The sequence below is a fragment of the Phenylobacterium sp. genome (assembly GCF_044236515.1).
GTDB lineage: Bacteria > Pseudomonadota > Alphaproteobacteria > Caulobacterales > Caulobacteraceae > Phenylobacterium.
The window spans coordinates 1-15,452 of the sequence record NZ_JBIIGK010000068.1 but is presented as its reverse complement, the minus strand read 5'-3'; the positions used below and the strand labels follow the sequence as shown (position 1 = coordinate 15,452).

At 69.6% G+C, this 15,452-nt stretch carries 13 protein-coding genes and 1 pseudogene; 9 read left to right on the top strand and 5 right to left on the bottom strand.

Going from position 1 to position 15,452, the window contains the following annotated elements; genetic code table 11:
* Positions 1-8: 8 nt before the first annotated feature.
* Positions 9-533 (top strand): annotated as a pseudogene (locus ACILRF_RS08930) (c-type cytochrome); the annotation flags it as partial.
* Positions 534-546: 13 nt separating this feature from the next.
* Here the strand turns inward: ACILRF_RS08930 and ACILRF_RS08925 are convergent.
* The gene (locus ACILRF_RS08925; protein WP_395672017.1) at positions 547-1,263 is read right to left on the bottom strand and encodes a cytochrome b; all 717 of its coding nucleotides are present in this window, start codon (positions 1,261-1,263) and stop codon (positions 547-549) included.
* Positions 1,260-1,982: a cytochrome c oxidase assembly protein gene (locus ACILRF_RS08920; RefSeq protein ID WP_395672015.1), complete on the bottom strand. Its 723-nt coding sequence runs from the start codon at positions 1,980-1,982 to the stop codon at positions 1,260-1,262. The genes ACILRF_RS08925 and ACILRF_RS08920 overlap by 4 nt, the downstream gene beginning before the upstream one ends.
* 139 nt (positions 1,983-2,121) lie before the next feature.
* Between ACILRF_RS08920 and ACILRF_RS08915 the strand changes: the two genes are divergently transcribed.
* The 4 genes from ACILRF_RS08915 to ACILRF_RS08900 all read left to right on the top strand — a co-directional run bounded on the left by ACILRF_RS08915 (position 2,122) and on the right by ACILRF_RS08900 (position 8,312).
* Positions 2,122-3,249, top strand: coding sequence for a helix-turn-helix transcriptional regulator (locus ACILRF_RS08915; RefSeq protein WP_395672013.1), 1,128 nt, complete (start codon positions 2,122-2,124; stop codon positions 3,247-3,249).
* Positions 3,250-3,369: 120 nt separating this feature from the next.
* Complete coding sequence (locus tag ACILRF_RS08910; RefSeq protein ID WP_395672011.1) at positions 3,370-4,596, top strand: serine hydrolase domain-containing protein; 1,227 nt, start codon at positions 3,370-3,372, stop codon at positions 4,594-4,596.
* Between the two features lie 43 nt (positions 4,597-4,639).
* Positions 4,640-6,829 (top strand): TonB-dependent receptor, encoded by a 2,190-nt coding sequence (locus ACILRF_RS08905; RefSeq protein ID WP_395672009.1) that lies wholly within the window; start codon positions 4,640-4,642, stop codon positions 6,827-6,829.
* A gap of 79 nt (positions 6,830-6,908) precedes the next feature.
* The gene (locus ACILRF_RS08900; RefSeq protein ID WP_395672007.1) at positions 6,909-8,312 is read left to right on the top strand and encodes an NAD(P)/FAD-dependent oxidoreductase; all 1,404 of its coding nucleotides are present in this window, start codon (positions 6,909-6,911) and stop codon (positions 8,310-8,312) included.
* On the opposite strand, the gene ACILRF_RS08895 is transcribed toward ACILRF_RS08900, so the two are convergent.
* Positions 8,309-8,803 carry a MaoC family dehydratase gene (locus ACILRF_RS08895; RefSeq protein WP_395672005.1) on the bottom strand — a complete coding sequence of 165 codons (495 nt, stop codon included), beginning with the start codon at positions 8,801-8,803 and terminating at the stop codon, positions 8,309-8,311. The two genes, ACILRF_RS08900 and ACILRF_RS08895, sit on opposite strands and share 4 nt — an antisense overlap.
* Positions 8,800-9,366, bottom strand: coding sequence for an NADPH-dependent FMN reductase (locus ACILRF_RS08890; RefSeq protein ID WP_395672003.1), 567 nt, complete (start codon positions 9,364-9,366; stop codon positions 8,800-8,802). The genes ACILRF_RS08895 and ACILRF_RS08890 overlap by 4 nt, the downstream gene beginning before the upstream one ends.
* A gap of 230 nt (positions 9,367-9,596) precedes the next feature.
* On the opposite strand from ACILRF_RS08890, the gene ACILRF_RS08885 reads away from it, so the two are divergent.
* From ACILRF_RS08885 to ACILRF_RS08870, 4 genes are read left to right on the top strand one after another with little or no spacing between them, the layout of a single operon-like run.
* Complete coding sequence (locus ACILRF_RS08885; protein WP_395672001.1) at positions 9,597-10,916, top strand: MFS transporter; 1,320 nt, start codon at positions 9,597-9,599, stop codon at positions 10,914-10,916.
* 19 nt (positions 10,917-10,935) lie between these two features.
* Positions 10,936-13,437: a penicillin acylase family protein gene (locus ACILRF_RS08880; protein ID WP_395671999.1), complete on the top strand. Its 2,502-nt coding sequence runs from the start codon at positions 10,936-10,938 to the stop codon at positions 13,435-13,437.
* 19 nt (positions 13,438-13,456) lie between these two features.
* A complete protein-coding gene (locus ACILRF_RS08875; protein WP_395671997.1) occupies positions 13,457-14,647 on the top strand; it encodes an acyl-CoA dehydrogenase in 1,191 nt (396 codons plus the stop codon).
* A 29-nt stretch (positions 14,648-14,676) separates the two neighbouring features.
* The gene (locus ACILRF_RS08870; protein ID WP_395671995.1) at positions 14,677-15,288 is read left to right on the top strand and encodes a TetR/AcrR family transcriptional regulator; all 612 of its coding nucleotides are present in this window, start codon (positions 14,677-14,679) and stop codon (positions 15,286-15,288) included.
* A 2-nt stretch (positions 15,289-15,290) separates the two neighbouring features.
* Here the strand turns inward: ACILRF_RS08870 and ACILRF_RS08865 are convergent.
* Positions 15,291-15,452: acyl-CoA dehydrogenase family protein (locus ACILRF_RS08865; RefSeq protein ID WP_395672019.1), on the bottom strand; the 162-nt coding region annotated here is incomplete at its 5' end.

Genomic DNA, 15,452 nt, shown 5'->3' with positions numbered 1-15,452 from the left:
TGCGCCAAATGATCCTTTGTCTCGTCAGCGGTCTCGCCCTCGCCGGCTGCGGCGCGGGCGCGCGCACGACCGACCGGGCGTTCAGCGCCACGGGGGAGACCGTCGCGATGAGCGGAGGCGACGGGGGGCCGCAGAACGCCTGCTTCACCTGTCACGGCCTCGACGGCGGCGGCGATGGCCAGGCGACGCCGCGGCTCGCGGGACTGCCCGCCGGCTACCTGCAAAAGCAGCTCGAGGACTACGCCGCCGGCCTGCGCAACGACCAGCCGATGGCGACCATCGCCGGGCGCCTGACGCCCCAGGCCCGGTTGGCGGTCGCCGGTCACTACGCGGCGCTGCCGCCGCGGGCGCAGCCGGTCGCAATGAAGTCGCAGCCGGCGGCCTACGCGGCCTGCGTGACCTGCCACGGGACGGCCGGGCAGGGGGCCGGCGCGGCCGGGCCGGCCATCGCCGGCCAGCCCGCCGCCTATCTCGCCGATCAGCTCGACCGTTGGCGCCGGGGCGAGCGGCGCAACGATCCGCGCGGCGTGATGCGGGTCGCGGCCCTCAGGCTTTCGAAGGCCGAGACGGTCGCCATATCAGCCTGGCTTGCCGGACAATCTGCCGCTCGACCGCCAGATAGCGCCGCCGCCAGCGGCTCGGTCGCCGACGCGGCTTGGGAAGCACCGGCAGCATCCCGTGCATCACATCGTCCCGATCGACGAACTGGTGCTTCAGCGCCCCGCCGACATGGATCGGGACCAGCAGCAGGAGGCTGAGGACGAGGCCGAAGTGCAGCCACTCAGCGACGGCCTCGATGGCGTCGAGGCGGGCGTTCGACACCTCGTGCAAGGGCAGCAGCGGCCAGGGGATCAGGCCGGCCAGGGTGAGTTCGGTCTCACGGCCGGTCGCCGAGATCATCAGCCAGCCCGACAGCGGCAGGCCGAACAGGCAGGCGTAGAAGACGTAATGGGTGATGTGGGCGGCGGTGCTCTCCCAACCCGGCTTGTCGGCGTCGTTGATCGGCTCTGGCGCGAACGCCCGCCAAGCGCTGCGGCCCACCACCAGGACCAGCATCAGGACGCCGACGGCGTAGTGCAGGTCGTAGGCCGCGACCTTGCCGCCGCCGACCGGCAGCCGGCCCATCCACCAGCCCCAGCCAAGCTGGAAGAGAACGAGACCGGCCATGGTCCAATGGAAGACGATGCCGACCGGCGAATAACGGCCCTCTTCGGCATGGCCGGCCGCCCACTGCAGGACCTTGAAGAGAACGCGATCGATCACGCCGGCATGCCGTCTGGCTGCAGCTGCCGGCTCATCCGGCGCAGGGCGACCGCCAGATAGATCGCCGCCGCCGGCGCCCACATGATCAGCCCCGCCGCCTGCTGGTCGGCCAGCGGCGTCTGGCCCCAGGCCAGGGTGGTGGCGAAGTGCGGCGCGTAGAGGGCGCGGCCGGCCAGCGTCAGCACGGCCCCGAGCAGGCCCATCTGCACGGTCGAAACCAGCAGGGCGGCGATCGCGGGCAAGGGCCGCGCGGCCCGCACGGCCATCCAGAAGGCGAGGGCGGTGACGAACAGGCTGCCCTGCATCAGCCAGTAGGCGCCGTCATGGCTGAGCGCGAAGGCGTAGGCGGCGGGCGCATGCCAGGACCAGAACACCCCGGCGGCGGCCAGGGTCGCAAGCGCCAGGCCGCCCCGGCGCGCCGGCGGCAGCGACCAGGCCGCGAGCGGGGCGAGCACCGCGGCCAACAGCACGTGATGCACCGTCCGCACCGAGAACAACGCCGACGACAGGGCGCACAGCGGCGAGACGAACAGCAGGGCCGCCAGCCCCAGCGCCGCCCACGCGGCCCAGCGCGCCTTCGCCCGCCACAGGAGGATGGCGGCCACCGCCAGCGCGGTCAGCAGCAGGGGATCGCCGTTCCAGCGGCCGAGCAGGTCGGCCGGCGTCGCGCCCGGGCCACAGTAGGGGACGAAGGCGGCGCCGGTAGCCCACGCGTCCATGCTTCTTGGCCCTTTTTTCCGCCGGAGCCTCACCGATCCGAACCGACGAAAGCCCGGCCGGTTCCGATGTGTCACCAACGACTTGGCAGCGCTGCGGCCCAGGCCTAACCTCGCCGCCAGAAACGCCCTGGGGAGGGTCATGAGCGCCGACGACGGACGCTTGCTGGGTCTGCTCTACGACTGCCCGGCGCAGCCCGCACGATGGAGCACGCTGCTGGATGCGGTGAGCGACCGGCTGGGCGTGCGCAGCGCCGTGATCCAGGTGCTCAGCCGCTCGGGCGATCGGCTACGGGAAACCTGGTGCGTCCGGGATTCGCTGTCGCTCGCCGAACGGGACCGCCACGATGCCCTCGTCAACAACCCGGACAACCCGCGCCTGAACCTGCGCCTTTCGCGCCGGCCCCGACCGACCGGGATCGTGCGCGACGAGGAGCGGTTCGCTCCCGGTTGCCCCCACCATAGGGAACTTAAGGGCCGTCTGGCGCAGATCGGCCTGGGAGCATTCATCGGCGTCTCGAGCGAGTTCGATCCCGAGGCTAGCGTCGACCTGGTTTTGCACCGCGCGGTCGGCGATTCTCGTTGCTTCAGCGCCGAGGACGAAAAGCTGCTGTTCGACCTCTCGCCGCATATCCGCCGGGCGGTGCGCCTCGCCAACGACATGGAACAGGCGCGGCGGCAGACTTTCGTCCTGCACGAGGTCATCGATGAAATCCGGCAGGCGATCGTCCTCTGCGATCGGCACGGCCACGTTCGCTGGATGAACAAGGCGGCGCGCGACCTCCTCGCGCGGTCGGACAGGTTGCGCGTGGTCCAGGGGCGCCTTTGCGCCGCAGATCGCACCGCCGCCGCGTCTCTCGCCGAACTGATCGCCCACGCCGACAACCCGGGCCGACGCGCTCGGGTTGGCGATGCGTCTGACCCCGAAGCCCTGCACCTGCGGGTTGCCGCAGTGGACCGCGGCCCGTCGGCCGGCTGGGCTGTTCCGCCCGACGTCGTCGCGGTTCTGATCTCGCAGCCCGGCGCCCGGCCGCAGGGCTCGGAGGCTCTGATCGCGGACATGTTCGGCCTGTCGCCGGCCGAGGCCGGCCTGACCCTTTCTCTGTGCAGCGGCCTCTCCGTCGCCGATCACGCCCGCAACCGCGGCGTCACCGTCGGCACGGCGCGCATTCAGCTCAAGCGGGCGATGGCCAAGACAGAAACCCGCCGCCAGTCCGAGCTCGTCCGGCGGGTATCCGCCTGCCTTGCCGACGGCCTGCCGGGCGCCTGACCACCCGACCGGGCCCTCAGCATATCCCATCTGGGAGTCGCTGCTTCCAGGACAGCCCCGATAGCGTCGAGCGATCTCCACGGGCCGAACGGCCTGGATCGTCCGCCCTTTGGGCCAGTCATGGAACTTCCGATGTCGGTTCTGCGCCTCCTCCGACCTGTGCTCCCCGCGGCAGCGCTTCTCGCCTTCGCATCGCCGCTGCAGGCCCAGCCCGCGTCACCCGCCTCGACCGTCGCCCCGGCGGTCCAGGCCCTGCGCCGGGCGATGCTGAACCCCGAGGTCAACACCCTGACCTTCCGCAGCATGGACCAGATCTTCACGACCCGGACCGTGGCGCGCGGCGGTCCCGTCCGCCCGCTGATCTACGCCGAGCGGCCGCTGGACTTCACCTATGAGTTCCAGGGCGCCCGCTACACGCCCGAGCAGTTCCTCGAGCGGACCTACACCAACGCCCTGCTGGTGATGAAGGACGGCAAGGTCGTCTCTGAAATCTACCGCAACGGCAGCACCGACAAGTCGCGCTTCATGGCCTGGTCGATGACGAAGTCGCTGACTTCGCTGCTGGTCGGCGTCGCGGTGTCGGAAGGCCGGATCAAGTCGATCGACCAGCCCGTCGTCGATTACCTGCCGGAACTGAAGGGCGGGGCCTACAACGGCGTCAGCATCCGCCAGGTCCTGCAGATGCGCTCGGGGGTCGACTACGAGGAGCGCTACGACTTCGCCAACCCCGGCATCGCGGCGCGCAACCACGAGGGCGCCCTCGTCACCAACACCGTCCGCTTCGCCGATGCGGCGCGGACCATCACCCGCAAGCACCCGCCGGGCGCGGTCTTCGAATACAAGACCCTCGACACCGCCGTGCTCGGCTGGCTGCTCGAGCGGGTCAGCGGCGGCTCCAACGTCGCTTCCTACATGGCCCAGCGCCTGTGGGAGCCGCTCGGCGCCGAGGCCGACGGGTTCTTCATCATGGACGGCCCGCCCGGGGTCGGCCGCGAATTCACCGGCGCGGGCTTCAACGCCACGCTCCGCGACTACGCTCGCGTCGGCCAGTTGGTCCTGAACCAGGGCAAGGTCGGCGACCGCCAGGTGGTCCCCGCCGCCTGGATCGCCGAGTCGACCTCGCCGGCCGCGGCCGAGGGCCCAATGGGCGGCTACGGCTACCAGTGGTGGACCATCCCCGGCTCGGACGCCTTCAACGCCATCGGCCTGCAAGGCCAGTTCATCTACGTCGATCCGCCGACCCGGACCGTGGTCGTCAAGCTCAGCTACTTCCCGCCGGGCGACGAGACCCCGTCGGGCGAGAGCCAGGCCTTCTTCAAGGCGGTCTCGGGCTGGACGCCGCGCTGATCGCAAACGCCGACAACAAGAAAGAACACAGAGGGAGATTGAGATGAGAACCCGAGGCCTGATCTGTTCGCACCTCGCCATCGCCGTCGCCGTCTGGGGTGCGCCCGCCTTCGCTCAGACCGAGGCTGCCCAGACCGACAGCGCCCTGGAGGAGGTGGTCGTCACCGCCCAGCGGCGGGCGGAAAACCTGCAGGAAGTGCCGATCGCCGCCACCGCCCTGACCGGCGATGACCTGCGTGAGAAGGCGATCACCCGTCTCATCGATCTGCAGGCGGCGACCCCGTCGTTGTCGATTGTCGACGCGGGCATCACTCAGGCGGTGAACATCCGCGGCATCGGCCTGGCCAGCGACTCGCCGAACGTCACGGCCGGGGTCGCGACCTATGTTGACGGCCTGTTCCAGCCGCCGATCGTGCAGTCGAACAGTTTCTACGACCTCGGCAGCATCGAGGTGCTGCGCGGCCCGCAAGGCACCCTGGTCGGCTCCAACTCGACCGGCGGCGCGATCTTCATCAACTCGCGCAACCCCGTCATCGGCGAGACCGGCGGATACGCCGAAGGCTCGATCTCCAACTACGACGGCCGGGCCGCGGAAGGCGCCGTCAACATCCCGGTGACCGATCAGTTCGCCGCCCGCGTCGCCGCCTTCGGCCGCCGCCGCGACAGCTTCTCGGAGGACGTCGGCCCGTTCGACAACAAGGCCGGGCGTCTGTCGGAATACGGCGCGCGCCTCGGTTTCCTGTGGGACCCGGGCGCCTTCCAGGCGCTGCTGAAGCTGCAGTTCAACGACCGGCGCACCGGCGGTTACGACTACCGGCCGGCGCCGGGCACCCTGTTCGCCCCGTTCCGGGTCGGCGGCATCCGCACGCTGAGCTACGACACCCCGACCAGCCGCAAGGAACGCGCCGACAGCGCGGGCCTGGAGCTGCGTCACGAGTTCGACAACGGTGTTGTCCTGCGCTCGCTCTCTGGCTGGCAGTGGAAGAGCATCCAGAACGTCAACGACGTCGACGCCTCCCAGGCCCCGATCACGGCCGGCGGCGAGACGGTGCAGGACTACTTCGCCGGCGAGCGTCAGCTCAGCCAGGAGTTCAACCTGATCTCCCCGACCTCCGGACCCTTCGACTGGATCCTCGGCGCCTACTACCAGCGCAACAACATCAAGGTGCGGATCTACAACGACCAGGCCGGGTTCCTGACCGATATCGAGCCGGACAACGCCCGCACCACCACCGGCGTCTTCGCCCAGGGCAATTACGAGCTGACCCCCGACCTCGAAGTCCAGCTCGGCGCCCGCTATTCGCACTACAAGGCCACCGGCTCGGGCGAGGTGCGGATCGGCCGCGGCATCCCGATCTTCCCGCCCAACGGCCTGCCGGTGTCGGACCTCTCGGGGTCGCACTCCGACAGCAAGGTCACCGGCAAGGCGGCGATCAACTGGAAGTTCGCGCCCGAGAACCTGCTCTACGCCTTCGTGGCGCGTGGTTATAAGCCAGGCGGCTTCAACTCGGTCGCCTCGGAGTTCGGCCCGGAAACGGTCATGAGCTACGAGACGGGCTGGAAGTCGACGTTCATGGATCGCCGCGTGCGCACCCAGCTGACGGCGTTCTACAACAAGTATAACGACTTCCAGTTCAACGTCGTCGAGCCGACCACCGGCTTCTCGGGCGTCGAGAACGTCTCGAACGTGACGCTGAAGGGCATCGAGGCGCAGGTCCAGGGCCGCTTCGGCGGCTTCGGCTTCGACGCCAACCTCGCCTACCTGCAGTCGCGGCTCAGCGAGCTGACCTTCATCAACACGCGGCGCCTGCCGTCGGGGACGCTCGGGCCGCAGTGCCCGGCGGGCGCGCCGTCCAACCCGCCAGTCTGCTTCGATTATGGTCCGTACACTGAGACGACGGGCGATGGGCCCAACCTCTACGCGCCGAAGTGGACCTACAGCGTCAGCGCCGAATACGAGTTCCAGCTGGCCAACGAGACCAGCCTGACGCCGCGGCTCAACTACGGCTACGTCGGGCGCCAGTACACCTACATCGGCTACTCGCCGCTGTCGGACCTCCTGGCCTCGCGCGGCCTGCTTTCGGGGTCCATCACCCTTCGTCGCGGCGACTGGCGGGTCGAAGTCTACGGCACGAACCTGACCGATAAGGAGTATGTCGCCGGTCAGCTGGGCGAGAACGAGTTCTATGGCCCGCCGCGGGAATACGGCCTGCGTCTGGGCATGACGTTCTAGTCGTCCGGCTCTATCATCCTCGCAAAATGGCGCCGTCGGTCGCGATGACCGACGGCGTCCTGATTGGGGCGGGGGCGCGATGCACGGGTCGGCGGGTGTGGGCCTGAACGGCGGGATATCCTTCTGGTACTCGGACATCGGCGGCCCGCCCGCCGCCCGACGACCGTCGCTGACGCAGGACCTGCAGGCCGACGTCTGCATCGTCGGGGCCGGCTTCACCGGCCTCTGGACCGCCTACCACCTGGCCCGCCAGAAGCCGGACCTCAAGATCGCCGTTCTGGAGCGCGAGTTCGCCGGCTTCGGCGCCTCCGGCCGCAACGGCGGCAACATGACCGGCCGTTTCCCGTGGTCGCGCGAGGTTTATCGGCGCCGGGCCTCCGACGACCGGCTGCTGGCCTTCGAGAAGGCCCTGCGCGCCACCCCGGCCGAGATCATGCGAACCGCCCAGGCCGAGGGCATCGACGCCGACTTCAGTCCGGCCGGCCATCTCAACGTCGCCACCACGCCAGCCCAGCGCGAGCGCCTGGAGGCGATGCTGCGGACCTACATCGAGCGCTACGGCTCGGACGAAGGCGTCCGGATGTTGGAGGCGGACGAGCTCGCCAAACGGGTGCGGATCAAGGGCGCGCTGTGCGCCGTCTATCAACCCCAGGCGATCCGCGTGCAGCCGGCCAAGCTGGTCCGCGGCCTCGCGCAGGCGGTCGAGCGGCGCGGCGTGACGATCTACGAGGGCACGGCGGTCGCCGGGATCGCGCCGCGCAAGGTGCGTACCGAGACCGGCCACACCGTCACCGCCGACGTGGTGATCCGCGCCACGGAGGGCTTCACGCCCGGGCTTCCTGGCGCCGAACGCGACCTGATCCCGCTGAACAGCGCCATCATCGTCACCGAGCCCGCGCCGCCGGAACGCATGGCCGAGGTCGGCTGGGAGGGCTCCGAGAACGTCAGCGAGATCTCGCATGGCTACAACTACTGCCAGCGCACCCGCGAGGGGCGGATCACCGTCGGCGGGCGCGGCGTGCCCTACCGCTTCGGCTCTGGCGTCGACCAGGGCGGCCGCACGCAGGACGCCACCATCGCGCGGCTGAAGGCCGACCTTGAGCGGCTGTTCCCCTCCCTCGCCGACCTGCGCATCGACCAGGCCTGGTGCGGCGTGCTGGGCGTGCCCCGGGACTGGTGTTCGCGGGTCAACTACGACCCGCGCACCGGCCTCGGCTGGGCTGGAGCCTACGTCGGCACCGGCGTCACCGCCTCGAACCTGGCTGGCCGGACTCTGGCCGACCTGATCCTCGAGCGGCCCACCGATTTGACCACCTACCCGTGGGTGAATTTTCCCACCCGGCGGTGGGAGCCGGAGCCTCTGCGCTGGCTGGGCGTCCACGCCATGTACCAGCTGTACGGCCTCGCCGACCGGCAGGAACTCGGCGGCGGCCTCACCTCGCCGCTCGCCCGCCTCGCGGACCGGATCACCGGCCGGACCTAGCCGGCGGCGTCCCTGTCTCGCGAATAGACAAAGCTCACGGCTTCGAAGGTCGCGACCACGTCGCCGTCCTGGTTCAGGGTTTCGGTCTTCACCGTGATCGCCCCGCGATGCTCGGCGAAGGCGTGGCGGCGGTTGGCGACGACCGTCACCCGGATCGACAGCCGGTCGCCCGGCCGCACCGGCTTCAGCCAGCGGATCTTGTCGACGCCCGGCGAGACCGAGTTGGCCACCGTCGACAGGAAATGGTCGACGTAGAGCCGCATGGTCAGGGCGATGGTGTGCCAGCCGCTGGCGATCAGTCCGCCGAACGGCCCGGCCTCGGCCAGGGCCTTGTCGGTATGCAGGGCCGGCTGCGGATCGTACTTCTCGGCGAACGCCAGCAGTTCCGCCTCGGTCATCTCGATCTCGCCGAAGGTGTACACCGCCCCCGGCACGTAGTCCTCGAGGTAGCGCTGATCGGCCGGCGGCAGCGGCGGAGACGTCTCGCTCATGTCAGCGGCTCCAGTCGAAAGCCCATGATCTGCCGCGCCTGGGCGGTGACCAGCCGCCCGACGGCGGGGTCCTGGACCGAACCGTCGGCGGCGAACGGCCTCTGCTCGGTCGAGTTGATGGCGATGCCGACCGGGGTCGGCCAGCCGCGCATGGCGTGGACGACCCCGCGCAGGGCGCTCAGCGTCACGCCGCCCGCCTGCCAGCCGGCGGCTGAGACGACCAGACCGACCGGCATGGCGTCGAGATAGACCCGCTCGTCGCCGCGGGTGTCCTCGAGCAGGTCGATGGCGTTCTTGACGATGCCGGAGACGCCGCCGTGATAACCCGGCGTGCCGATCACGAGGCCGTGGGCGCCGCGGACCGTGTCGACGAAGGTCTGCTCGGCGGCCGTGCGGCCGGGATCCTCGGGGTTGTAGTGCGGCAGGCCGGCCAGCATCGCGCCGTCGAACATCGTCGTGCGGGCTCCGAGCCGCTCGCATTCGGCCAGCACCGCCCGAACCAGAAGCTCGCTGGAGGAGCGGGGGCGCTGGGCGCCGCCGATCCCGACGACGTGGCGGCTCACGCGTCCGCCCCGGACATGACCATCTCAGACATGGGGACCTACTAACGCCCTTCCGGCCGCAAGAAAAACCAGGAACGCCCCAATCCCGTCGATGCGGGCCGGCCGGGACTTCGATCAAGCGGGCGCTTGATATTGATCTGGCGGCGGCCTCGGGCATGATCTAGGGGACAGCTCGACAACGAGAAAAAGAGATGGCGGTCCGCCAGGGGCCGCTCAGGGGAGGGAACTGCATGAGTGGCGCTGCGACGACCGCGTCCCGAGGCGTCGCCTTGCGTCGCCTGACCAACATTCTCGGCGGGTCGGCCGGCAACCTCGTCGAGTGGTTCGACTGGTTCGCCTACGCCGCCTTCTCCGTTTATTTCGCGCCGATCTTCTTCCCCGAAGGCGACGAGACCACGCAGTTCCTGCAGGCCGCCATCGTCTTCGGCGTCGGCTTCCTGGCGCGCCCCCTCGGCGCCTGGTTGATGGGGGTCTACGCCGACCGCAAGGGCCGCAAGGCCGCACTGACCCTGTCGGTCGGCATGATGTGCGCGGGCTCGCTGATCATCGCCCTGCTGCCGGGCTACGCCACGGTCGGCATGGCCGCTCCGGTCCTGCTGACCGTCGCCCGCCTGATCCAGGGCCTGAGCGTCGGCGGCGAGTACGGCGCCTCGGCGACCTATGTCAGCGAGATGGCGAGCAGCAAGTCGCGCGGCTTCTGGTCCGGCTTTCTCTACGTGACGCTGATCGGCGGCCAGCTGCTGGCGGTCCTGCTGCTGCTGATCCTCCAGACCCTGCTGACGCCGCAGGACCTGGAGCAGTGGGGCTGGCGCGTGCCGTTCTTCATCGGCGCCGGCCTCGCGGTGGTGGTGTTCTGGCTGCGCCGCGGCATCCATGAGACCGCGTCCTTTACCCAGGCGGACGCCCAGGAAGGTCGCGGCAAGACCATGCTGCTGTTCCTCGGCTACCCGAAGCAGACCCTGGCCATTTTTCTCCTGACCGCCGCCGGCGGCCTCGGCTTCTACGTCTACACGACCTACATGCAGAAGCTGCTGATCAACAGCGCCGCCGGGCCGGACGGGTCGGGGTTCAGCCGCGACGCCGCCTCGGCGATCATGACCTCGGTGCTGCTGGTGTTCATGATCCTGCAGCCGATCGTCGGCTGGATCTCGGACCAGATCGGCCGCCGCATCGTCCTCGTCGCCTCGTTCGGCATCGGCGCTGTGATCACCTATCCGATGTTCCTGGCCATCACCCAGGCGACCAGCGCCGTCGCCGCGGTCGGCCTGTGCCTGATCCCGCTGGTCGTGCTGTCCGGCTACACCTCGATCAGCGCCATCATCAAGGCCGAGCTGTTCCCGGCCCACGTCCGGGCGCTCGGCGTCGCGGTGCCCTATTCCCTGGGCCAGGCCCTGTTCGGGGGCAACGCCGAGGCGGTCGCGCTGGCCTTCAAGCGGGCGGGGGCGGAAGGCTCGTTCTTCGTGCTGATGTCGGTGATCCTTGCGATCGGCTGCGTGGTGGCCATTCTGGTCGGCGACACCAAGGCCAAGAGCCTGATCCTGGAGGACTGACCCGATGAGGAACCTCGCCATGGGATACGCCAGAACCCGCACCGCTCTGCTGTTCGCCGCGGTCTTCAGCCTCGGCCCGGTCGCCGCCGTCCCGGCTCAGGCCGCCGGCGAGAAGGTGACGATCTACCGCGACGCCTTCGGGGCGCCGCACATCTACGGCGATAGCGGCGAGGCGCTGTTCTACGCCGGCGGCTATGCGCTGATGCAGGACCGCATGGCCGAGTTCGAGCGCTCGCGCCGCATGGCGCTCGGCCGGATGTCCGAGGTCGACCCCAGCTTCGTCGAACGCGACAAGCAGGAGCGCCGCGCCAGCCTGACCCAGGCCGAGACCCGCACCATGTTCGAGGCCCTGGCCCCCGAGTACAAGCGCCTGATGACGGCGCAGCTCGCCGGCATCAACCGGGCTATCGACGAGGCCATCGCCGACCCGCAGAACAAGATGCCCTACGAGTTCGGCCGGATCTGGCAGGTCCAGCCGGAGCGGTGGTCGATGCACGACTACATCTCGGTCTACGCGCGCCATCGCCAATGGGCGATTTCCGACAGCGCCGAGCTGCAGAACATGGACCTCTACGCCTGGCTGGTCGGCAAGTACGGCGAGTCCGAGGCGCGGCTGATCTTCGATGACCTGCTGCCGTTCGACGACCCCGACGCCATCCCGCTGAACCCGTTCAAGGGTCCGCCGGCCTCCAGCCTGTCAGGCGAGGTCAACCCGCCGGTCCGGGCCGCGGCCGAGGAGCCCGCGCCCAGGGCCTTCGCGCAGAACGACTATCTGGGCCTTGAGGCGAGCGGTGCGGCGCGACCCGTCCAGATGGCGATGTCGGCGCCCCTGCGGCCGGTCCCGTCGGAAAGCCGCTCGGTGCTGATCGGCCCGCAGCGCTCGGCTTCGGGCAATGTCCTGATGCTGCAGGCGACCTCCGATGGGCCCCACGTCCGCTACGTTGGCGGCGGCTTCGACGCCTATGGCTACACCCGCCAGGGCGCCGGCCCGCTGGTCATGGGCCGCGGCCCCCGCCACGGCTGGCTGCAGAACGTCGGCATGGACGACCAGGTCGACGTCTTCGCCGAGAAGCTGAACCCGGAGAACCGCTACCAGTACTGGTACAAGGGTCAATGGCGCGACATGCAGCGCCGCACCGAGGTCATCAAGGTCCGCGGCAAGCCCGACGTCGAGTACGAGATCGCCTCCACCGTTCACGGCCCGATCGTTCGCTGGGACGTCGCCGGCGGCCGCGCCTATTCCGAGAAGAACGCCGTCCGCACGACCGAGCTCGGCGACTGGGTCTGCAACCTCGAATGGATGCGCGCCAAGACGCTCGCCGAGTTCGAAAAGTCCCTGCCGGGCTGCACCGGCAGCGCGACGATCAACTACGGCGGCGAGGACGGCACGATCGCCAACTGGCACGTCGGCATCCGTCCGATCCGCGCCGAGGGGCTCGACCCGCGACTGCCGACGCCCGGCACCGGCGAATACGAATGGCGCGGCGAGACGCCCTTCGCGAAGTGGTCGAAGTTCAAGAACCCGCCGGAGAACTTCTTCCACGCCTGGAACACGCGCCCGTCGACCGCCGTCACCTATCGCGATAACGCCCGCTGGGGCGCCACCTCGCGCAACTACCGCGCCTATGACCTGGTGCGGCCGCTGCAGAAGGTCACGCTGAAGGACTTCCACGAGGTCAACCGCAAGCTCGGCAACGGCTGGGGCGGGGCCGACGCCTCGATCGTCAGCGCCAAGTTCTTCGCCGCCGACCTGCGCCGGGCCGTGGCGGGGGATCCGCGCCTCGAGCAGGCGGTCGAGCTGATGGCCGGTTGGAACGCCACTCTCGAAGACCTCGACAAGGACGGCCGTTACGACAGCCCGGCGACGCCGCTGATGATCCGCTGGCTGAAGGTCGCCAAGGCGGAGATCCTCGACGATGACCTCGGCGAATGGGCCTCGCGCGCCGCCGGCGGATACCAGACCGCCGTCCTGCACCGCGCCATTCAGGGCCAGGCCGCGGGCCTGCCGGTCAAGCACGACTGGTTCAACGGCCAGGGCCGCGACGCGGTCCTGCGCCGCACCGTGGCCCGCACCGTCGATGAGCTGACCAAGGAATTCGGCACGGCCGACATGACCGCCTGGCGGATGCCGATCTACTGGCGCTACTACGACCAGGCGCAGTTCGGGAAGCATCCGGAGCAGCCCTCGCGCCGGCCGGGGGCTCACCGCGACGCGTTCGTGGTCGCTTCCGGAACCACCGCCGCCAGCCTCGGCCTCACGCCCTACGCCATTCCCGACAACGGCTCGGAGCAATGGAACGGCATGATGGAGATCAGCCGGACCGGCGGCGTCGTCATGGACGTCAGCCCGATGGGCGGCCAGAACCAGTTCATCAACCTCGAAGGCAAGGCGACCAAGCACATCGGCGACCAGCTGATGCGGCACGCCAACTTCGACCTCAAGACGGTGCCGATGAGCCTCGCAGCGGTCCGGCGTGAAGCCGAGTCCGAAGTGACGCTGGACGTGCCGAAGTTCGACTGAGAATAGGATTACCGCCGCCATGGCTTTCGACCATCAAGACGCCCGCAAGACCTATCGCTGGGACGACCCGCTGGACCTCTCCGGCCGGCTCACCGAGGACGAGCGCCTCGTCGGCGAGGCGGCCCGCGCTTACGCCCGCGACCGGTTGCTGCCGCGCGTCGTCTCGGCCTATGCGGAGGAGCGGTTCGATCGCGAGATCATGACCGAGCTCGGCGCGCAGGGCTTCCTGGGCGCCACCCTGCCGGAAGAGTTCGGCGGCTCGGAGGTCAGCCATGTCGCCTACGGCCTGATCGCCCGCGAGATCGAGGCGGTGGATTCCGGCTACCGCTCGGCAATGAGCGTGCAGTCCTCGCTGGTCATGTACCCGATCTACGCCTTCGGCTCAGACGAGCAGAAGCGCCGCTTCCTGCCCGGCATGGCGCGCGGCGAGATCGTCGGCTGCTTCGGCCTGACCGAGCCGGACGGGGGCTCCGACCCCGCTTCGATGCGCACCACCGCCCGCGAGGCCGACGGCGGCTATGTGCTCAACGGCGCCAAGATGTGGATCACCAACTCGCCGATCTGCGACGTCGCGCTGGTGTGGGCCAAGCTCGACGGCGTGATCCGCGGCTTCCTGGTCGAGCGCGGCGCCAAGGGCTTCGAGACGCCGACCATCCGCAACAAGCTGTCGCTGCGCGCCTCGGTGACCGGCGAGATTTCGCTGTCGGACGTCTTCGTGCCGGCCGACATGATCCTGCCGGGCGTCACCGGTCTGAAGGGCCCGTTCTCCTGCCTCAACAAGGCCCGCTACGGCATCGCCTGGGGCGCGATGGGCGCGGCCGAGTTCTGCCTCCATGCGGCGCGCGAATACACCGCCAGCCGCTCGCTGTTCGGCCGGTCGCTGGCCTCGCGCCAGCTGGTCCAGAAGAAATTGTCGGACATGTCGACGGAGATCGCCCTCGGCTTCGAAGGCGCGCTGGCCCTCGGTCGCCTGCTCGACGAGGGCGCCTGGGTGCCCGAGGCGATCTCGATGATGAAGCGCAACAACTGCGGCAAGGCGCTGGACATCGCGCGCGTGGCGCGGGACATGCACGGCGGAAACGGAATCGCCGGCGAGTATCACGTGATGCGTCACGCGGCGAACCTGGAGACCGTCAACACCTACGAAGGCGCCCATGACGTTCACGCCCTCATCCTCGGCCGGGCGATCACCGGCGAGAGCGCGTTCTAGGACGACGTCGGCGGCGGCGGGCGCCTGAGGTGACGTCGCAAGCAGCACCTCTCCCCGCCGTCGCTCCGGGCGGCGAGGGCGGCGCCCGGCGGTGGGAAATCGTCGAGGCCGCCGCGCAGCTCTTCGCCGAGCGCGGCTACAAGAACACCTCCGTGCGCGACATCGGCGAGCGGGTCGGCCTGCTCAGCGGCTCGCTCTACTACCACATCCGCTCGAAGGAAGAGCTCTACCTCGAGGTCCACGAGTTCGCCATGAAGCGCTCCAGCGGCGAACTCAAGGCGGCTGCGGCGGCCCACGACGATCCGTGGGAGCGGCTGCGCGCCGTCTGCGTCCGCCATGTGGAGATGCAGGTCGATCCCGACGCCGTCACCGCGCCGCTGATGGCCGACCTGCCGACCCTCAGCCCCCATCTGCAGGCCAAGCTGATCGAGCAGCGCGACGCCTACGAGGACATGTTCCGCGGCCTCGTCGCCGACCTGCCGCTGGCGCCCTCCGCCGACCGCAGCGTCACGCGCCTGCTGCTGCTGACGCTGCTGAACAACGTCCGCACCTGGTATCGGCCGGGGCGGCTCAGCGCCCGCGAGATCGCCGACCACATTTATCTGCTGTTCCGCGGCCTGCAGGCCGAGGCGCGCGGCTAGCTTCAGCCGCCGCGCTTCAGGGTCTCGCGGGCGATGATCACCTGCTGGATCTGGCTGGTGCCCTCGTAGATCCGGAAGATGCGGACGTCGCGGTAGAACCGCTCGATCCCGTGGTCGGCGACATAGCCCGAGCCGCCGAAGATCTGCACCGCGCGGTCGGCGAC